Consider the following 18516-nt stretch of genomic DNA (forward strand, 5'->3'; position numbering starts at 1 on the left):
ATTACTTTTTGTTGCCTACAGCGCCTTCCAGCCATTGAGTAAAGTCTTTACCCAGTACTGGATGACGAACGCCATACTCAACGAAAGCCTGCATATAACCCAGTTTGTTACCGCAGTCATGGCTTACACCGGTCAGGTGATAGGCTTCAACGGTCTCTTTTTCCATCAGCATGGCGATGGAGTCAGTCAGCTGAACTTCGCCGCCAGCACCTGGAGGGGTTTTCGCCAGCAGTGGCCAGATATCAGCAGACAGCACGTAACGACCCACAACTGCGAGGTTAGAAGGCGCTTCAGAAGCTTTAGGCTTTTCAACCACACCCACCATTGGCGCGCTCTGGCCTGGCGCCAGGTCAGCACCTTTGCAGTCAACGACACCGTAAGCGGTCACATCAGCAACCGGCTCTACCATGATCTGGCTGCGGCCGCTTTCTTCGTAACGCGCCAGCATTTCTGCCAGGTTGTCTTTGGTTGGGTCAGATTCGTACTCATCGATGATCACATCTGGCAGAATCACGGCAACCGGCTCATCACCGACCAGCGGATGTGCACACATCACTGCGTGGCCAAGGCCTTTCGCAATACCCTGACGCACCTGCATGATGGTCACGTGTGGAGGACAGATAGACTGGATTTCATCCAACAACTGACGCTTAACGCGTTTTTCCAGCATGGATTCCAGCTCAAAACTGGTATCAAAATGGTTTTCGATGGCGTTTTTAGAAGAGTGCGTAACCAACACGATTTCGTTAATGCCCGCAGCAATACACTCATTCACGACATATTGGATCAGCGGCTTATCGACCAGCGGTAACATCTCTTTTGGAATAGCTTTAGTAGCAGGCAGCATACGCGTACCCAGACCTGCAACCGGGATTACCGCTTTTTTTACTTTAGACTTATAGGCAGACATCTAAATACCTCTCTTAATAGGCCGTTCAAGTTAATACTTGATATGTCGGTTTAAAAACGAAATGAGTATATCAGTTACTATCAGACGGATTTATCCTGGATGGAGCTAATCCGCGGAATTTAAGACTATTACCCAAGTGTAAAGCTTACCCCTGGCCCTGTCTCCAGCCCGCAAAAAATATAAATCCAATCGCTTATTCTTCAGCCGATAACATCAGCCGTAGCCTGCCACCCGCGCCCCACACATGGCACTGCCAGGCATCAGCGCGTTGACTAATCTGATTGAGGTGCGTACTGCCCATAGTACCAAGCGGCACGCCATTACTGAGTTGAATCTGATGGGTGTTAATGTGCAATGTGGCGTTGAGGCCAGCGGAGACCAGAATCAGGTTCTTCAACTGACGGTGGTAGTACCCCACCAGCAAGGGGAACTGGCCACTGAGATTGGCCTGGCGTAACAGCATATTGACCTGGCGCAGCAGGCCGTTTAACTCCGGCAAGCGCTGCTTCTGTCCGGAAAGTTGTTCCTGTAACAGACCATTAAACAGCGCGCGCAACAGTAAGGCGGCCAACACGCCATTATCGCCTGCTCGGGTCACATCAAGACAGTAAAAGGCCAGATCCTTGTCGGACAACGCGGCAATATCCAGCACCAGCCCTGGCTGTTCGGCCATGGTCAGTTGGCGATAGTTAATGCGGCAATTGGCGATGGTTTGCTGAACCGGAGGTTGCAACTGCTTCAGTAACTTAGACGCAGCTAAAGGATCGCGAACCAGTGCATCCCAATCCTGAAACAGCTGTTCATCTTCCTCAACTTTGGAAGTGAACATCGAAGGATAAAGGCACTCATAAACAGCTTCACGAAAACGTTCGAGGTTTCTGAGCGGCTTAAGCAGAACATCCTGAACCCCAAGGCGCAGGACATGCGCAATATCAGCCATGTTCTGCGTGGCGGAGATGATCAAGATTGGCACGCTATTACCGCGGCTGCGGATACGTTCGACGAACTGAAGCCCCCCCATGCGCGGCATCTCCAGATCGCAAATCACCAGATCCACGGCTTGAGCCGACAGCAAGGTTAAGCCATCGAGGCCATCTCCCGCTTCCAGCGTGCTGGCTCCCAGCCCCACCAACATAGTGTCTAACATCGAACGGAAAACGACCTCATCTTCGACAATGAGTATCTTTTTGCCGATTAGTGGTTTTTCCATTCTCTCCCCCTGCGTACCAGATATTTCAATAGTGGTTCATAAAACGCAGTTGCGCCTTTCAGAATTGACTGAAGTCGCACTGCCTGAGAATGAACAACCTGATTATCTGCCTCGGACCAGCGGTAATAGTTCATCCATTTTTTTCTCGACGGCGGCTTTACCTGCCGCAATGGCTTCTTCTGCACGATGAAAATCCAGTGTGGATATCTGCGGACAAAACGGTTGAATCAGCACATCCGGTGGATCGCCCGCCATACGATTACGTTTAAGGCGGTTTTCCAGAATCTGGATGGATGTGGACATGATCTCCATGGCGCCCGGCGTTTGATTGGCCCGGCGGTGCGTCAGACCCAGTATGCGCTGGCGCAATTTTTTGCCCCAGCTTAATGCCTCAGCCGCAGCCTCTTCTTCGCCGCTCTGAGGTGTCACCGATAATAAATCCTGCTGCATTAAATGCGCGTCATGCTGTAAATCCACCGCGATGACAATGTCGGCGCCAAGGGCTCGTGTCAGAGATATCGGCACCGGATTGACCACGGCACCATCCACCAGCCAGTAACCATTGTAGCCAACAGGTGGTAATAAGCCTGGCATACTACAGGACGCACGTACTGCCTGATGCAAATCGCCTTCGGTTAACCACAACTCACGGCCGGTACTTAAATTCGAGGCCACCACGCCAAAGGGTTTATTGCACCCCTCAATCAATTCATTGGGGATCAACTGACGGATGTGGCTGAACACGCGGTCACCGCGCAGCAAACCACCACGCTGCCACGACAGATCCATCAGACGGATTACATCCCAGTAGCGGAATGCGCTGACCCACTTTTCCATCACTCCCAGCCGATTATTGACGTACGCCGATCCCACCAGCGCGCCGACAGAGCAGCCTGCAACCACATCTATTTCAATGCCGGCACGCTCCAGCGCATTAATCACACCAATGTGCGCCCAACCTTTGGCGGCACCTGAACCCAGGGCCAGCCCGATCCTCACCTTTCTCATCGCACCTCGTGATTAGTCTGGTACGTAGCATCCCGCTCAGCAGTCGGCTACCATAGCGCACACTTTAATTAACTTTAATCACTCACAGGAGATGACGTGTCTGAAAAGTGCCCCTGCTGCAGCGGAAAGCAGTATAGCTTATGTTGCCAGCCCTTTCTGAGCGGTCAGGCATTCCCTGCCAGCGCTGAACAATTAATGCGTTCACGCTACACCGCTTATGTTGAAAAGAACGCGGGTTATCTGGCTGCGACCTGGCACTCCAGTAAGCGTGTGGCCGACCTTGAGACGTTATTATCTGAAAGTTTTTCCGGCACTGAGTGGCTGGGCTTGAATGTAACCCGTTGTAATCATGGAAGCCACGAGAATGAAGCTTTTGTGACCTTTTTTGCGCGTTACCGCGAAAAAGAGCGCACTTCGGCCATCTATGAATGTTCACGCTTTCTCTGTGAGGATCAACGCTGGTACTATATCGACGGAACGGTGCCCGAGCTGGGGCGCAACGATCGCTGTCCTTGTGGCTCCGATTCAAAATACAAAAAATGTTGTGGTTAATCTGGACAGATGCACAACGGCTTTACCATTCATCGCTTTGACAGGACTCTGATCGAGATGCAAGCGCAAAACACGCAACGAAAAGTTTTACGGACCATTTGCCCTGATGCGAAAGGTCTGATCGCCAAGATCACCAACATTTGCTACAAGCATGAACTCAACATTGTGCAAAACAATGAGTTTGTCGATCACCGTACCGGGCGCTTTTTCATGCGCACAGAGCTGGAAGGGATTTTCAACGACAATACCCTGCTGGCGGATCTCGACAGCGCGTTACCGGTAGGTTCGGTGCGGGAACTGCAGAGCGCTGGCCGTCGTCGTGTGGTGATTCTGGTGACCAAAGAGGCGCATTGCCTGGGCGATCTGCTGATGAAATGCGCGTTTGGTGGTCTCGATATGGAGATTGCCGCCGTCATTGGTAACCATGAAACGCTGCGCTCGCTGGTTGAACGTTTCGATATTCCGTTTGTTCTGGTCAGCCATGAAGGCCTGACGCGTGAAGAGCATGACAACCGCATGGGCGATGAAATTGATCGCTACCAGCCGGATTACGTGGTGCTGGCCAAATATATGCGCGTGCTGACGCCTGCTTTTGTGCAGCGTTACCCGAATCAGATCATCAATATTCACCACTCGTTCCTGCCTGCCTTCATCGGCGCGCGTCCTTACCATCAGGCTTACGAGCGTGGTGTGAAAATTATCGGTGCTACCGCGCACTACGTGAATGATAACCTCGATGAAGGTCCGATCATCATGCAGGACGTGATCAACGTCGATCACAGCTACACCGCAGAAGAGATGATGCGTGCCGGTCGTGATGTCGAGAAGAATGTCCTGAGCCGCGCGCTGTATAAAGTGCTGGGTCAGCGCGTGTTCGTTTACGGTAACCGCACCATCATTCTGTAAGCGTCCTGGCGCTGAATTGTGCAACTCTTCAGCGCCACGGATGAAAAGTGGGCAAACGATTCATATTTTTGTTTTCAGCGCTTTACAGTCAGAACGCATTTGGTATCATGCGCCCCGCTTTCAGGCACATTATTCAGGCCAGTGGCGGGATTCCCGAGCGGCCAAAGGGAGCAGACTGTAAATCTGCCGTCATCGACTTCGAAGGTTCGAATCCTTCTCCCGCCACCATCTGAATAATCTCCTCGCCTGAATCTTCAAGAGCTTTATATCCCTGGCGGGATTCCCGAGCGGCCAAAGGGAGCAGACTGTAAATCTGCCGTCATCGACTTCGAAGGTTCGAATCCTTCTCCCGCCACCATCGCTTTTCCTATTGATTACATCGTTATTTCTTCCCGATTCAATCCATGACATTCTAACGAAAACTCGTTACCATCCCGGCATACTTTTGCGGATAAGAATGGCAGCGAAATGAAATTCATCTCTTTCAACATCAATGGCTTGCGCGCACGCCCTCATCAACTTGAAGCCCTCGTCGAACAGCATCAGCCAGACGTCATTGGCCTGCAGGAAACCAAAGTTCACGATGACATGTTCCCGCTCGAAGACGTCAGCAAGTTGGGTTACAACGTGTTTTATCATGGTCAAAAAGGCCACTACGGCGTCGCGCTGCTGACCAAAGCGCAGCCTGTTTCGGTACGTCGTGGTTTTCCCGGTGATGATGAAGATTCACAACGCCGCCTAATCATGGCGGAAATCCCCAGCCCGATTGGCGACATCACCGTGATTAACGGTTACTTCCCGCAGGGTGAAAGCCGTGACCATCCAACTAAATTCCCGGCGAAAGAGAAGTTCTACCGTGATTTACAGGATTATCTGGAACAGCAGTTGGCGGTTGATAAGCCGGTGCTGATCATGGGTGACATGAATATCAGCAGTACCGATCTTGATATCGGCATTGGCGAAGATAACCGCAAGCGCTGGCTGCGCACCGGTAAATGCTCATTCCTGCCAGAAGAGCGTGAGTGGATGGATCGCCTGTTGCATTGGGGGCTGGTCGATACCTGGCGCGCGAAATACCCGGAAACGGCTGACCGTTTCTCCTGGTTCGACTACCGTTCAAAAGGTTTTGATGATAACCGTGGTCTGCGTATCGACCTGTTGCTGGCCAGTCAACCGCTGGCAGCGCGTTGCATTGAAAGTGGCATTGATTACGAGATCCGCAGTATGGAAAAACCATCGGATCATGCACCTGTCTGGTCGACGTTCAATCTGGAAAAATAAGTAAACTGCGTGGCGTGAGAACGCCACGCACCTTTACTTGATGATTTTCCAGATAAGCGGGTTAGTGCCCATCACTTTCTCATCACGCCCACACTGCAGCAGCACGCCTTCCGCTTTCACTACTGCCCCTTCAGAGTAACTGCGATTCTCATAAGTGCAGCACTGCAGACAGTTGCTCTGCTGATTATTCTGTCCCTGTGTCCAGACTTCCGGTGGCATATCCACCACCACATCCGTATTGCCCGTGCGACTGTTTTCCGGCTGGCGGTTCGCCAGCGCCGAATTCATGCACAACAGCAGCCCGCTAAGCGCTAATAGGATATAACGCATCACTCTGTCTCCTTGGTTTTACGCCGGGTCGATTTCGGTTTTGCTTTACGTTTAGCGGCCGGTGCGGCAATGCCTCTAAATGATTGCAACGAGGGTCGCTGACGCGCTTCGCCAATTAACCCGATCAGCGTGGCAACCAGCGGCTGCATAAACTCATCGTAGCGGCAGGCCTTTTCACTGATGCGTGTTAATGTCGATTCCCATTGAGCCGTCATATCTGGTCGGGCCGCCATTTCTGGTAACGCATGGATCAGCGCCCTGCCCGCGTCCGTAGAATGAATATAGCGGCCTTTCTTCACGAGGAATGTCCGGCGGAACAATAATTCAATAATGCCGGCTCGCGTCGCTTCCGTCCCTAAACCATCGGTCGCACGCAGCACTTTCTTTAGTTCTTTATCCTGAACAAAGCGCGCGATGCCGGTCATGGCGGATAACAGGGTGGCATCGGTAAACGGGCGCGGCGGCTGCGTCTGCTTGGCATGCACCTCACCGCGCTCACACAGCAGCTCATCGCCCTTTGCCACCACCGGTAAAGGCGTGCCATCGTTCTCTTCATCGCGTTCTTTACTGCCGAGTAAGGCACGCCAGCCCGCTTCTGCCAGAAAACGCGCTTTGGCAACAAACTTACCCCCGCCAATCTCGAGATCGATAACACATTTGCGAAACACCGCGTCTGGGCAAAATTGCATCAGATACTGACGTGCCACCAGGCCGTAAATATTGGCTTCATTCTCCGTGAGGTTCACTTTACTGGCGCGGGCGGTAGGGATGATCGCGTGGTGCGCATCCACCTTTTTATCATCCCAGCAGCGGTTCTTCTGATCAGGGTTAAAATCCGTAGGCGGTGTCAGATTGGGTTGGTGCGCCTGTATCGCATTCAGCACCGCATGCCGTCCGGCAAAATGTTCATCCGGCAAATACCGGCTGTCTGAACGCGGATAGGTAATCAACTTATGGGTTTCATACAGACGCTGGCAGCAGTCCAGTACGTTTTGCGCACTCAGGCCGAAACGCTTTGCCGCCTCGATCTGCAGGCTGGAGAGCGAAAACGGCAATGGTGCGGTATCAGATTCCCGTTTGTCGTTATAGCCTGTCACTATCGCCGGCTTACCGTTGATGCGCTCTAAGACATGATCGGCCAGCGAACGGTGTAACAGGCGACCTTCCTCATCCTGCCAGGGTTCGCAGGCGTCGCTGGGTATCCAGCTGGCAACAAAACGCTCATCCTTCGGCGTCACAATGTGCGCTTTCACTTCGAAGTAATCTCTAGGAATGAAGTTTTCGATCTCTTCATCGCGACGCACCACCAGGCCGAGCACCGGCGTTTGTACGCGTCCGACCGACAGCACGCCATCATAACCGGCATTGCGGCCTAATAGCGTCCAGGCACGGGTCATATTGATGCCGTAGAGCCAATCTGCGCGGGCGCGGGCCAATGCGGAGACGCATAGCGGGATAAACTCGCGATTCTCACGTAAACGGCTGACTGCTCGCTCCACGGCGGAGGGGTTGAGATCGTTAATGAGACAGCGCTGCACTTTCTGCCGCTTTTCCGGCGCGAGTTGCAGGTAGTCCAGCACTTCATCCACCAACAGCTGACCTTCTCGATCCGGGTCACCGGCGTGCACCACTTCACTCGCCTGTTGCAGCAAACCCTCAATCACTTTGAGTTGCTTAGCCACCGACGGACGTGGCTGTAAACGCCACTTTTCCGGAATGATCGGCAGGTCGGCAAGATTCCAGCGCGCATAGCGGCTGTCATAGCTGTCCGGCTGCGCCTGTTCCAGCAAATGTCCGACACACCAGGTGACCATCTGATCGTTGCCACAGGCAATAAAACCGTCACCGCGGCGATGCGGCTTCGGCAGTACATCAGCAATGGCACGCGCCAGGCTGGGTTTTTCAGCAATAAACAAACGCATGTCTGGCGTCGTTCCTTCTACGTCAATTCACGACGGTAATTAATGGACAGGAAGGATCGGCAGCGAAGAGTTCACCCACCGCCGTCGCCTGCACGCCGGCCAATATTGCGCAGCGCTGGAAGGCTTCGACCTCGCTGGGTTGCACCGCCACCAGTAAACCACCCGAGGTTTGCGGATCGCACAGTAACGCGCGAGTTGCATCGTCCATCGCGGAAATCAGGGCGCCATAGCTGGCAAAATTGCGCTGAGTGCCGCCGGGCACGGCACCTTTGGCGATATACTCATCGACACCGGGTAAGCGCGGAACCTGTTTGGCGTGGATTTCCGCACGCAAACCTGATCCCTGGCAAATCTCACTCAGATGTCCCAGCAAGCCAAAACCGGTGACATCGGTCATGGCGCTGACGCCATCCAGTTTGGCGAACTCGGCACCGGCTTTATTCAACTGACACATCACCTCCGCCGCTAATGACTGGTGTTCTGGCAGCAGAAGGCCTTTTTTCTCGGCGGTGGTCAGGATGCCAATTCCCAGCGGCTTGGTGAGAAACAGCTGGCTTCCTACCTGCGCGGCGCTGTTCTTTTTCACCCGCGCCACATCAACAATTCCCGTGACGGCCAGGCCAAAAATCGGCTCCGGCGCATCGATCGAATGCCCACCCGCCAGCGCAATACCAGCAGCCTGACAGGCCGCACGACCGCCTTCAATGACCTGCTGAGCCACTTCCGGGCTCAGCACGTTGACCGGCCAACCCAGGATGGCAATCGCCATAATCGGTTTGCCGCCCATGGCATAAATATCACTGATAGCGTTGGTGGCGGCGATACGGCCAAAGGTATGGGGATCATCAACAATCGGCATGAAGAAGTCGGTGGTGCTGACTACCGCTGTGCCGTTGCCAAGATCGTATACGGCAGCATCGTCACGTGTTTCGTTGCCCACCAGCAACTGGGGGTCATGAAAAGGGGTCAGCTCACTATGAAGAATGGTTTCCAGTACCTGCGGCGAAATTTTGCAGCCGCAGCCAGCTCCATGGCTGTATTGCGTCAGACGAAGAGGTTCACTCATGGCGGGTTCCTTATGCGCTGAACAGAAGGCTGTATGTTAGCCTGGCTGTCAACCGGTGGTAAGTGTTGCGCGGTTTAAGCTCGATCTTTCGCACACGCGGTGTGCAATCTTTGCAACACGCCTCACCCTGCCGAAGAAACCCGCCGATGTCTGTCAGAAATAACTGACAAATTGCGCGGTGTCCGGTGCAACCACCGTGGTATTCGCTTTGAGTTGAGGTGTACCGAGATACAGGAATCCGACAATCGCATCCTGCTCGCGGCAACCAAAGGCTTCGCGCACTGAAGGATGGTCGGTCCATGGACCGCTGCGCCAGATACCGTTAAAGCCCTGCGCCACCGCGGCCATTTGCATCGCCATCACGGCACAACCTGCTGAAACCAACTGTTCCCAATGCGGGACTTTGGCATGCTCTTCACAGTGCGCCACAACAGTGATAATCATCGGCGCTCGAAACGGTGCGGTGGCGGATTTTTCAATCGCCTTTTCATCGAGGTTGCTGTCACGCGCCGCTTGTTCAAGCAATTTACCAAAACGCTCACGCCCTTCATTCTCTACAATGATAAAGCGCCACGGCTGCAACGTACCATGATCCGGTGCACGTAAGCCTGCGTGCAAAATGTTCTGCAAGACTTCGCCCGCTGGTGCCGGTTCTGCCAGACGCGAAGCCGAGCGGCGGTTAATTAATAAATCCAGTGCATCCATCATTATTCTCCCGTGAATAAAAAGCGTGGGCTAATCCTGGCACAGCAAGATCTTTTGTAACAGTCTGGCGCGATTTCCTGCTGACATTTCGCACGCTGCTCTTTAGGATGAACCCGACATCGGGGCAGACCGCGTGGCGACTGCCCTGTTACGTGAATATGGAGAGTTTATGCGCACATTGTGGCGAATTATTGCTGGCCTGTTCCGCTGGAGCTGGCGGGTGTTGAATTTTATTCGGGAATTCATTCTTAATTTATTCCTCATCGTCTTAATCCTCGCCGGTGTCGGTATCTGGTTACAGCTTTCCAGCGCCAACAGCAGCGAACCGGTGCAACAGGGTGCACTCAAGGTGGATTTAAGCGGTGTATTAGTGGATAAACCTTCCGTCAGTAATCGCCTGAGTCGCATCAGCCGTGAGTTGCTGGGCGCGAGCAGCGATCGCCTGCAAGAGAATTCATTGTTCGACGTGGTGGATGCGGTTCGTCAGGCGAAAACTGACAAAAACATCACCGGGATCGTGCTTGATTTGCGTGATTTTGCTGGCGGCGATCAACCCTCATTACAATATCTGGGCAAATCGCTGCGTGAGTTCCGTGATGCGGGCAAACCGATATACGCCATTGGTGATAGCTATAGCCAGGCGCAATACTACATCGCCAGCTATGCCACCAAAATTTATCTGTCACCGCAGGGCACCGTTGATCTGCATGGCTTTGCTACCAATGGGTTGTATTACAAATCCCTGTTAGAGAAGCTCAAAGTCAATTCTCATGTGTTCCGTGTGGGCACCTACAAATCTGCCGTCGAGCCTTTCCTGCGTGACGATATGTCTCCGGAAGCACGTGATGCGGATAGTCGCTGGATCGGCCAGCTGTGGCAGAACTACCTGAACACCGTTTCCGCAAATCGCCAGATTACCCCGAATCAACTGTTCCCGGGAGCAGCCGGCGTCATCAGCGGATTGCAGGCTGTTGACGGCGATACCGCAAAATATGCGCTGAACAGTAAATTGGTTGATGTGCTGGACAGCCGTGCGGCTGCTGATCAGGAACTGGTGAAAACCTTTGGCTGGGATAAAGCCAATAACGATTATCGCAACGTCAGCATTTACGATTACACCGTAAAGCAGCCTCAGCAGCCTCAGGATGGCAATATTGCGGTGATCTTCGCCAGCGGTGCGATTATGGACGGTGAGGAAACCGCCGGAAACGTGGGTGGCGATACCACCGCTTCGCAGATTCGCGATGCGCGTCTCGATCCGAAAATCAAAGCGATTGTACTGCGCGTCAACAGCCCAGGTGGCAGCGTGTCGGCATCGGAAGCGATTCGTGAAGAGTTAGCCGCAGCCCATGATGCCGGCAAGCCAGTGGTGGTCTCAATGGGCGGCATGGCGGCTTCGGGCGGCTACTGGATCTCGACGCCAGCAGACTACATTGTGGCCGCACCCAGCACCTTGACCGGTTCAATCGGTATTTTCGGCGTGATTAACACGGTTGAAAATAGCCTGAACAGTATTGGTGTGCACACGGATGGCGTGGCCACTTCTCCGCTGGCTGACGTTGCCACCACCAAAGCCCTGCCGACGGAAGTGCAGCAATTGATGCAACTGACCATCGAAAACGGCTATCGTAACTTTGTCGGACTGGTCGCGAAGTCGCGTCATAAAACGCCAGAACAGATCAATGATATCGCTCAGGGCCATGTCTGGACCGGCAGTGATGCTAAAGCCAATGGCCTGGTGGATGCGTTGGGTGATTTTGACGATGCCGTGGCGAAAGCGGCTGAGTTGGCAAAAGTCGCCAAGCCACAGCTTAGCTGGTATCAGGACGACCCCGGCATGATTGACCTGCTGCTAAATCAGATGAATGCCTCTGCACAAGCGATGCTGCCAGCAGCACTGAAGGTGTGGCTGCCCGCGCCGATGCTGGACGTAATGAGTGCAGTGAAAGATCAGCCTGGCCTGATGAACAATCTTAATGATCCGCAAAATCGCTACGCCTTCTGCCTGAACTGCGGCAACGTACGCTAATCTTTACAGCCCGGCCGCTGGTCGGGCTGCTTTTCGCTGTTAATCCCCTTATACTGCGCGTTTTACGGCAAGTCTGAGTTCTTCCATGCAAAAGAAAAATATCTATGTAGCCTACACGGGCGGTACCATCGGTATGCAGCGCTCCGCGCACGGCTACATTCCGGTTTCCGGCCACTTGCAGCAGCAACTGGCCAACATGCCAGAGTTCCATCGGCCTGAGATGCCGAATTTCACCATCCACGAATATCAGCCTCTGATGGATTCGTCAGACATGACGCCATTGGATTGGCAATCGATTGCTGATGACATTAAACAGAATTACGACAGCTATGATGGTTTTGTCATTCTGCACGGCACCGACACCATGGCATTCACTGCCTCGGCGCTGTCATTCATGCTGGAAAACCTGGCGAAGCCGGTAATCGTAACCGGCTCGCAGATTCCACTGGCAGAATTGCGCTCAGATGGTCAGCAGAATTTACTCAATTCGTTGTACGTGGCCGCTAATTATCCGATCAATGAAGTGGCGTTGTTCTTTAACAACACGCTGTTCCGTGGCAATCGCACCACCAAAGCACATGCCGACGGCTTCAACGCCTTCGCTTCACCGAATCTCCCTCCTTTGCTGGAAGCCGGTATTCACATTCGTAAACTCAATACGCCGCCGGCACCACAGGGCCGCGGCGAGTTGATTGTGCATCCGATTACCCCACAACCGATTGGCGTGGTTACCATTTACCCAGGGATCTCTGCCGATGTGGTGCGTAACTTCCTGCGCCAGCCGGTGAAAGCACTGATTCTGCGCTCTTATGGTGTCGGCAACGCGCCGCAAAATGCAGAATTCCTGGCTGAACTGCAGCAGGCGAGCGAACGTGGGATTGTGGTGGTGAATCTGACGCAATGCATGTCCGGAAAAGTGAATATGGGGGGCTATGCCACCGGTAATGCGCTGGAACATGCGGGGGTGATCAGCGGTTTTGACCTTACCGTTGAGGCTACATTAACAAAACTGCACTTTTTGTTGAGCCAAAACCTCACCAACCCGGAAATTCGTGCCAGAATGCAACAGAATTTACGCGGCGAACTGACCGACGACTGATACGGAGCGAGATGTAATGAAGCGGGCATTGATAATCATCGATATTCAGAACGATTTTTGCCCCGGCGGCCCAATGGCGGTGCGCGAAGGCGACCAAACGGTTGCCGTTGCCAATCGCTACGCACGCGAGTTCCGCGATCGGGGAGAATGTGTAGTGGCATTGCAAGACTGGCATCCGGCAGATCATGGCAGCTTCGCCTCCGTCTCAGGCGAACCTGTGTATACCCTGGGTGAATTGAACGGTCTGGCGCAGATTTGGTGGCCCGATCATGGAGTCGAGAACTCAGTGGGGGCGGATTTCCACCCAGAACTGGACCGCACACTGATTGATGCGGTGTTCCATAAGGGGGGCGACGCGGATGTGGACAGCTACAGTGCTTTCTTCGATAACGGCCATCGCCGCAAAACGGAGCTAGACAGTTGGCTGCGTGAACGCGACATCAGCGACCTGGTGATGCTGGGGCTCGCTACCGACTATTGCGTCAAATACAGCGTGCTGGATGCGCTGGAGCTGGGCTACAACGTTGAAGTGGTGAAAGAGGGTTGCCGCGGCGTCAACCTGAATCCTGATGATAGCGATATTGCCATCGAACAGATGCAAGCTCAGGGTGCGGTAATAATCTGAAAATGAGGGCTGGTGAAAACCAGCCCTTTTGCATTCTAGTGCAGGTTAATGCGCGTAATGTCCGGCTCGATACCAAACTCTTCCTTGAGCTGCTTTTTCGACTTCATCACCATCTCCCCTCCTTTGCCAATGGTCATATGCTGCGGGTCGTCGTTGTGACGCGCCTGCCACAGCATCACCAGCTGCAGGCAATTATCGCGCTGCTCTTGAGTCAGCGCGACACCGTCCGGCCATTTACCGATTTCCACTGCGGTGGCGAGCCGCTCGTAGACTTCCGGCGTCATCGCCGCCAGCATGGCTTCCAGTTCTTGCTTCATGCTCAGCCCTCTTGTTGCTTGCCCTGCTCATCGGTAAAGCTCAATGAGGCAGAGTTAACGCAGTAGCGCTCACCGGTAGGCTGCGGGCCATCGGGGAACACGTGGCCGAGATGCGCATCGCAATTGCCACAGCGAATTTCCACGCGGTGCATGCCGTGGGAATCATCTTCCAGATAACGAATCGCTTCGTCGCTGTAAGGCTGGTAAAAGCTCGGCCAGCCGCAGCCTGAATCATATTTAGAGTCGGAGAGGAACAGCGGTGAATTGCACACTAAACAGTGGTAGATGCCCTCCTGCTTGTTGTGCAGTAGTGCGCCACTGAAAGGAGGTTCCGTGCCGCGATGCTGTGTTACATAGCGTTGCATCTCAGAAAGCTGCGCGATTTTTGCCTCGGGTGCGGTGTCTTTAGCCATTTTGAGTTCCGGAGTGTCATTCTGTAAAAATCGACTAGTATTCTAACAAACGAACAACATCATCATGGTCTTTTTTCGTGCGAACCCGTTCGCCACGACTGCCACAGCGCAAAATTGTGACGTCGATCACCCTTTGCAAAAGTCATCCCTTTTCGGTCGGTATTCGGCGTAACATAGGCGCGCAATAAGGGTGCTGCGTAAGCGATTGCGCAACCAATTATTCCTGGCGTTGGAATTGACCTGTCGCAACAATTGACACGATTCCGCTTGACGCCTGGTAAGGTTTTTGTAATTTTACAGCCAACCTTTTATTCACTAACAAATAGCTGGTGGAATATATGACTATCAAAGTAGGTATCAACGGTTTTGGCCGTATCGGTCGCATCGTTTTCCGTGCTGCACAGCAGCGTTCTGACATCGAAATCGTCGCGATCAACGACCTGCTCGACGCCGATTACATGGCTTACATGCTGAAGTATGACTCTACGCACGGTCGTTTCGACGGCACCGTAGAAGTGAAAGACGGCGCGCTGATTGTTAACGGTAAGAAAATCCGTGTTACCGCTGAGAAAGACCCGGCTAACCTGAAATGGGACGAAGTGGGTGTTGACGTTGTTGCAGAAGCAACCGGTATCTTCCTGACCGACGAAACCGCCCGCAAACACATTCAGGCTGGTGCGAAGAAAGTGGTTCTGACCGGTCCTTCTAAAGATGCGACCCCAATGTTCGTTCGTGGCGCTAACTTTGAAAAATATGCTGGCCAGGATATCGTTTCTAACGCCTCTTGCACCACTAACTGCCTGGCACCACTGGCTAAAGTGATCAACGACCACTTCGGTATCGTTGAAGGTCTGATGACCACTGTTCACGCCACCACCGCTACGCAGAAAACCGTTGATGGCCCGTCTCACAAAGACTGGCGCGGCGGCCGCGGCGCAGCTCAGAACATCATCCCATCTTCTACCGGTGCTGCTAAAGCAGTGGGCGTGGTTCTGCCAGAGCTGAACGGTAAACTGACCGGTATGGCGTTCCGCGTTCCTACCCCGAACGTGTCTGTTGTTGACCTGACTGTACGTCTGGAAAAACCAGCCACTTACAAAGAAATCTGTGCCGTGATCAAAGCTGAATCTGAAGGCAAGATGAAAGGCGTTCTGGGCTACATCGAAGACGACGTTGTATCAACTGACTTCAATGGCGAAACCCTGACTTCAGTATTCGATGCTAAAGCCGGTATCGCACTGAACGACAACTTCGTGAAACTGGTTTCATGGTACGACAACGAAACTGGCTACTCACACAAAGTTCTGGATCTGATTGCACTGGTTGCTTCTAAGTAAGCGACTGGCGAAACAGACAAGGGGTGACTTCGGTCGCCCCTTTTTTTCATTTGGAAGAAGAGAAGGTCTGACGATGCAAGATACGCTTTATAGTTTACCAGTGGTGAATCAGATCACCCCTTACCTGTCTCAGCGCCAGATGGGCGATTTGCCGATCGTGGTTGTGAGCCATCCTAAAGTTCGTGCGGCGATCGCGCTGCAAGGCGCGCATATGCTCTCATGGCAGCCCAGCGGCCAGCAACCGGTGATCTGGTTGAGCGATAAGACGCCGTTTGCCGCAGGCAAAGCAATCCGTGGAGGCGTGCCGATTTGCTGGCCTTGGTTTGGTCCAGCAGGTGAACCGGCGCATGGTTTCGCCCGTAATCAACCCTGGACATTGACTGCACACGATGAGAACGAAGATGCCGTAATGCTGACGTTCACACTGGAAAGCAACGCGCAAACGAAGAAGCTGTGGCCGCATGATTTCACTCTGCTGGCCCGTTTTCGTATCGCCGAACATTGTGAAATTGAGCTGGAAGCCTGGGGCGATTACCAAGCCACCGCAGCCTTGCACACCTACTTCCAGATCGCCGATATTGCTCAGGTGGAAGTGAGTGGCTTAGGAAATAGCTTTATCGACAAGGTGAACGCTAACACGGTAGGCAGTTTGGCTGATGGCAAGCAAACCTACCCTGACCGCGTCGATCGGATTCACACCGTCGCCGAAGATTGCAGTGTGATTCACGACATCGCAGGAAAACGTCAGATTGAAGTGTATCACCATTATCAAAGTGACGTTGTCACATGGAATCCAGGCCCAGAATTGTCCTGCAGCATGGCGGATATGCCTAATGAGGGTTACAAAACTATGGTCTGCGTGGAAACGGCTCGCATCAACAAGCCGATGAAAAGTGCCGGTGAATCCCCTGCTCGCCTCGGTACCACCCTGCGCGTGCGCAATAAGTAGGTTTGCGGCGCAGATGCGCCGCTATACCACGTCTAAGCCCGTTTTATGTTGCGGTGCTGGAAACGCCCGGTCAATGACCGCCAACTCTTCAACACTCAAATGCAGGTCTAACGCAGCCGCATTTTCCGCCACGTGTTGTTGGCTGCTGGCCTTGGGAATGGCGATCACGCCTGGCCGACGAATCACCCACGCGAGCAGCAATTGCGCCACGCTGATGCTCTTCTGTTGTGCAATTTGGTGCAAATGGGGATCTTCAAACAGTGACTGACGCAAACGTCCCGCCTGTGCCAGAGGGCAATACGCCATGATCGGCATATCACGCTGCTGGCATGCCGCTAACAAATCGTATTCGATTCCTCGTGATGCCAGGTGATATAGCACTTGATTGGTAGCGCAGTTTTCACCGCCCGTCTCACTCCACAGTTCATGCAGATCGTCCGTGTCGAAATTGGATACCCCCCAATGCCGAATTTTTCCCTGCTGCTGTAAGGTTTCCATGGCGCGAATGGTCTCTTCCAGTGGCACATTGCCACGCCAGTGCAGTAAATAAAGATCAAGATAATCGGTCTCTAAGCGCTGTAAGCTGCGCTCGCAGGCCTCTATCGCATCCACTTCCCCAGCATTCCACGGATAGACTTTTGACACCAGCCAGGCCTGATGGCGGCGTCCGCGTAGCGCTTCGCCCACCACCTCTTCCGCCCCGCCTTCGGCGTACATTTCTGCGGTATCAATCAGTCTCAGCCCCAGATCCAATCCAGCCTGTAACGCCGAGACTTCCTGACGACGCAGCGCTGCATTCTCCCCCATATACCAGGTTCCTTGCCCAATAGCGGGTAAAGTTGATTCTCCACGGAATTGAATCGTCTTCATTACGCCTCCTGATGCGCCATGATGGGGCGCGTTATTGGTGCAATGTAATAAAAACGCCTCATTACGAGGCGCCATGTAAAACCATTAGAAGCTGTAGCTGATGCCGGTCCAGAGAGTGAACTGACCACTTTTGTCCACCATTGGACTGTCTTTGATTTCGCTATCAAAGCGGGTGTAACGCCCGGACAAACTGGCATTCCAGCTATCGCTAATCTGGTAGCTGGCATTCATTTCCACATAAGGAGACCAGCTGTCATCCGGTTGATATTCAGCAATACCTGTCCGCGCGCTTTCGTGCGAAGATACGCCATAGTAGTAGCGGTTTTGATTGGCGCTGTTCCACATTGCACCGATGCCTGGCGTCAGGCTGAACGCGCCAAAATCGAAGCGATACAGATAGGTAAGATCCCAGATGATGCCATTACTGTTGTTCAGCACATCGCCCAGCAGAGCGGTACGCACGATACCCCAATCGGCAACATGGCGATAGGTGGCACCTGCCATCAGAGTCATCCGGCGCTTATCCAGAGCCTTCATGTCACCCAGATCGTTATCCTTGGGATCATACTGTTGCGGTGAACCCAACAGGGTTAATGACAGTTGATCCTGCTGGTCTTTCCACAGGTAGTAGCCGCCCTGCAAGCTACGGAACCAGAAGTTTTCGCCTTCATAATTGATGACCGGGATGGGGATGTATCGGTCCTGTCCACCGCGATAAGGTGACTGGGCATAAATAACCGAAGCCCCGAGAGATAAGGGTTCTGCATGAGTGCTGAACGCCGCAAAATAACAAGGAACAACACAAGCAAGCGCTTTAAGTTTGAATTGGTTCACAATTTAATCAGTCCATTAATATAACAATCACACGCAGAGTCTAACTAAAATTTCGCGCTGGGTTAACGTTAAATCAGGGATGTTTATCACCCTTGCGGAATAGTCTGAAGCAGGCTGCAGTGGTAGACCTGCAAACGGAATGCCTTAGTGCTT

General features: G+C 53.2%; 19 protein-coding genes, 2 tRNA genes and 1 pseudogene. 11 read left to right on the forward strand and 11 right to left on the reverse strand.

All coding sequences use genetic code 11. From position 1 onward, the window contains the following. Position 1: 1 nt before the first annotated feature. The 3 genes from galU to rssA form a co-directional block, all read right to left on the reverse strand. On the reverse strand, positions 2–910 hold the full coding sequence (gene galU / locus FD737_RS12410) for a UTP--glucose-1-phosphate uridylyltransferase GalU (protein WP_034828817.1): 909 nt from the start codon (positions 908–910) through the stop codon (positions 2–4). Positions 911–1103: 193 nt separating this feature from the next. Then, positions 1104–2120, reverse strand: a complete 1017-nt coding sequence (gene rssB, locus FD737_RS12415) for a two-component system response regulator RssB (RefSeq protein WP_034828815.1) — start codon at positions 2118–2120, stop codon at positions 1104–1106. A gap of 102 nt (positions 2121–2222) precedes the next feature. Then, complete coding sequence (rssA, locus tag FD737_RS12420) at positions 2223–3128, reverse strand: patatin-like phospholipase RssA (RefSeq protein ID WP_097116983.1); 906 nt, start codon at positions 3126–3128, stop codon at positions 2223–2225. A 96-nt stretch (positions 3129–3224) separates the two neighbouring features. On the opposite strand from rssA, the gene FD737_RS12425 reads away from it, so the two are divergent. The 5 genes from FD737_RS12425 to xthA all read left to right on the forward strand — a co-directional run bounded on the left by FD737_RS12425 (position 3225) and on the right by xthA (position 5867). Further along, complete coding sequence (locus FD737_RS12425; protein ID WP_160833620.1) at positions 3225–3680, forward strand: YchJ family protein; 456 nt, start codon at positions 3225–3227, stop codon at positions 3678–3680. A gap of 57 nt (positions 3681–3737) precedes the next feature. Beyond that, entirely contained in the window at positions 3738–4586 is an 849-nt protein-coding gene (gene purU, locus FD737_RS12430) for a formyltetrahydrofolate deformylase (protein ID WP_034828882.1), read from the forward strand. 143 nt (positions 4587–4729) lie between these two features. Then, positions 4730–4814 (forward strand) — tRNA-Tyr (locus FD737_RS12435). Between the two features lie 45 nt (positions 4815–4859). After that, a tRNA-Tyr gene (locus tag FD737_RS12440) sits at positions 4860–4944 on the forward strand. Positions 4945–5054: 110 nt separating this feature from the next. Continuing rightward, positions 5055–5867 (forward strand): exodeoxyribonuclease III, encoded by an 813-nt coding sequence (xthA, locus tag FD737_RS12445; protein ID WP_034828809.1) that lies wholly within the window; start codon positions 5055–5057, stop codon positions 5865–5867. A 33-nt stretch (positions 5868–5900) separates the two neighbouring features. On the opposite strand, the gene FD737_RS12450 is transcribed toward xthA, so the two are convergent. Genes FD737_RS12450 through selD form a run of 3 tightly spaced genes read right to left on the reverse strand, consistent with a single transcriptional unit; the run spans position 5901 to position 9185 of the window. Further along, positions 5901–6155 (reverse strand): YnjH family protein, encoded by a 255-nt coding sequence (locus FD737_RS12450; RefSeq protein WP_236699723.1) that lies wholly within the window; start codon positions 6153–6155, stop codon positions 5901–5903. Positions 6156–6196: 41 nt separating this feature from the next. Next, positions 6197–8119 carry a DNA topoisomerase III gene (locus FD737_RS12455; RefSeq protein WP_160833621.1) on the reverse strand — a complete coding sequence of 641 codons (1923 nt, stop codon included), beginning with the start codon at positions 8117–8119 and terminating at the stop codon, positions 6197–6199. Positions 8120–8141: 22 nt separating this feature from the next. Continuing rightward, the gene (gene selD / locus FD737_RS12460) at positions 8142–9185 is read right to left on the reverse strand and encodes a selenide, water dikinase SelD (RefSeq protein ID WP_097116979.1); all 1044 of its coding nucleotides are present in this window, start codon (positions 9183–9185) and stop codon (positions 8142–8144) included. Positions 9186–9275: 90 nt separating this feature from the next. Here selD and FD737_RS24155 point away from each other — a divergent pair. Next, positions 9276–9329, forward strand: a pseudogene (locus FD737_RS24155) (hypothetical protein); the annotation flags it as partial. A 9-nt stretch (positions 9330–9338) separates the two neighbouring features. On the opposite strand, the gene FD737_RS12465 reads toward FD737_RS24155, so the two are convergent. Further along, positions 9339–9890, reverse strand: a complete 552-nt coding sequence (locus FD737_RS12465) for an NAD(P)H nitroreductase (RefSeq protein WP_034828801.1) — start codon at positions 9888–9890, stop codon at positions 9339–9341. Positions 9891–10059: 169 nt separating this feature from the next. On the opposite strand from FD737_RS12465, the gene sppA reads away from it, so the two are divergent. The 3 genes from sppA to pncA all read left to right on the forward strand — a co-directional run bounded on the left by sppA (position 10060) and on the right by pncA (position 13643). Next, positions 10060–11919: a signal peptide peptidase SppA gene (sppA, locus tag FD737_RS12470; RefSeq protein ID WP_160833622.1), complete on the forward strand. Its 1860-nt coding sequence runs from the start codon at positions 10060–10062 to the stop codon at positions 11917–11919. An 85-nt stretch (positions 11920–12004) separates the two neighbouring features. Further along, a complete protein-coding gene (gene ansA, locus FD737_RS12475; RefSeq protein WP_034828797.1) occupies positions 12005–13018 on the forward strand; it encodes an asparaginase in 1014 nt (337 codons plus the stop codon). Between the two features lie 16 nt (positions 13019–13034). Continuing rightward, a complete protein-coding gene (gene pncA, locus FD737_RS12480) occupies positions 13035–13643 on the forward strand; it encodes a bifunctional nicotinamidase/pyrazinamidase (RefSeq protein ID WP_034828795.1) in 609 nt (202 codons plus the stop codon). A 35-nt stretch (positions 13644–13678) separates the two neighbouring features. On the opposite strand, the gene FD737_RS12485 is transcribed toward pncA, so the two are convergent. Together FD737_RS12485 and msrB are read right to left on the reverse strand one after the other, a co-directional pair. Continuing rightward, positions 13679–13960 (reverse strand): YeaC family protein, encoded by a 282-nt coding sequence (locus tag FD737_RS12485; protein WP_160833623.1) that lies wholly within the window; start codon positions 13958–13960, stop codon positions 13679–13681. A 2-nt stretch (positions 13961–13962) separates the two neighbouring features. Next, a complete protein-coding gene (msrB, locus tag FD737_RS12490) occupies positions 13963–14373 on the reverse strand; it encodes a peptide-methionine (R)-S-oxide reductase MsrB (protein ID WP_034828790.1) in 411 nt (136 codons plus the stop codon). A 338-nt stretch (positions 14374–14711) separates the two neighbouring features. On the opposite strand from msrB, the gene gapA reads away from it, so the two are divergent. Both gapA and FD737_RS12500 read left to right on the forward strand, forming a co-directional pair. Further along, on the forward strand, positions 14712–15710 hold the full coding sequence (gapA, locus tag FD737_RS12495; protein WP_034828788.1) for a glyceraldehyde-3-phosphate dehydrogenase: 999 nt from the start codon (positions 14712–14714) through the stop codon (positions 15708–15710). Between the two features lie 73 nt (positions 15711–15783). After that, entirely contained in the window at positions 15784–16659 is an 876-nt protein-coding gene (locus FD737_RS12500; protein ID WP_160833624.1) for a D-hexose-6-phosphate mutarotase, read from the forward strand. Positions 16660–16680: 21 nt separating this feature from the next. Here the strand turns inward: FD737_RS12500 and FD737_RS12505 are convergent, their stop codons facing one another. Both FD737_RS12505 and FD737_RS12510 read right to left on the reverse strand, forming a co-directional pair. Continuing rightward, entirely contained in the window at positions 16681–17529 is an 849-nt protein-coding gene (locus FD737_RS12505) for an aldo/keto reductase (RefSeq protein WP_097116973.1), read from the reverse strand. 84 nt (positions 17530–17613) lie between these two features. Then, positions 17614–18363 (reverse strand): MipA/OmpV family protein, encoded by a 750-nt coding sequence (locus FD737_RS12510; RefSeq protein WP_058959835.1) that lies wholly within the window; start codon positions 18361–18363, stop codon positions 17614–17616. Between the last annotated feature and the right edge of the window lie 153 nt (positions 18364–18516).

This window comes from Pantoea sp. Seng, from assembly GCF_009829935.1.
GTDB classification, from domain to species: Bacteria; Pseudomonadota; Gammaproteobacteria; order Enterobacterales; family Enterobacteriaceae; genus Pantoea; species Pantoea communis.

Bases quoted from the DNA above. Each gene is read 5' to 3' on its own strand.
- rssB (WP_034828815.1), bottom strand. From the start codon at position 2,120: ATGGAAAAACCACTAATCGGCAAAAAGATACTCATTGTCGAAGATGAG.
- FD737_RS12455 (WP_160833621.1), bottom strand. From the start codon at position 8,119: ATGCGTTTGTTTATTGCTGAAAAACCCAGCCTGGCGCGTGCCATTGCT.
- FD737_RS12500 (WP_160833624.1), top strand. From the start codon at position 15,784: ATGCAAGATACGCTTTATAGTTTACCAGTGGTGAATCAGATCACCCCT.
- xthA (WP_034828809.1), top strand. From the start codon at position 5,055: ATGAAATTCATCTCTTTCAACATCAATGGCTTGCGCGCACGCCCTCAT.
- ansA (WP_034828797.1), top strand. From the start codon at position 12,005: ATGCAAAAGAAAAATATCTATGTAGCCTACACGGGCGGTACCATCGGT.
- sppA (WP_160833622.1), top strand. From the start codon at position 10,060: ATGCGCACATTGTGGCGAATTATTGCTGGCCTGTTCCGCTGGAGCTGG.
- pncA (WP_034828795.1), top strand. From the start codon at position 13,035: ATGAAGCGGGCATTGATAATCATCGATATTCAGAACGATTTTTGCCCC.
- gapA (WP_034828788.1), top strand. From the start codon at position 14,712: ATGACTATCAAAGTAGGTATCAACGGTTTTGGCCGTATCGGTCGCATC.
- FD737_RS12485 (WP_160833623.1), bottom strand. From the start codon at position 13,960: ATGAAGCAAGAACTGGAAGCCATGCTGGCGGCGATGACGCCGGAAGTC.
- selD (WP_097116979.1), bottom strand. From the start codon at position 9,185: ATGAGTGAACCTCTTCGTCTGACGCAATACAGCCATGGAGCTGGCTGC.
- msrB (WP_034828790.1), bottom strand. From the start codon at position 14,373: ATGGCTAAAGACACCGCACCCGAGGCAAAAATCGCGCAGCTTTCTGAG.
- FD737_RS12505 (WP_097116973.1), bottom strand. From the start codon at position 17,529: ATGAAGACGATTCAATTCCGTGGAGAATCAACTTTACCCGCTATTGGG.
- FD737_RS12450 (WP_236699723.1), bottom strand. From the start codon at position 6,155: ATGAATTCGGCGCTGGCGAACCGCCAGCCGGAAAACAGTCGCACGGGC.
- purU (WP_034828882.1), top strand. From the start codon at position 3,738: ATGCAAGCGCAAAACACGCAACGAAAAGTTTTACGGACCATTTGCCCT.
- galU (WP_034828817.1), bottom strand. From the start codon at position 910: ATGTCTGCCTATAAGTCTAAAGTAAAAAAAGCGGTAATCCCGGTTGCA.
- rssA (WP_097116983.1), bottom strand. From the start codon at position 3,128: ATGAGAAAGGTGAGGATCGGGCTGGCCCTGGGTTCAGGTGCCGCCAAA.
- FD737_RS12465 (WP_034828801.1), bottom strand. From the start codon at position 9,890: ATGGATGCACTGGATTTATTAATTAACCGCCGCTCGGCTTCGCGTCTG.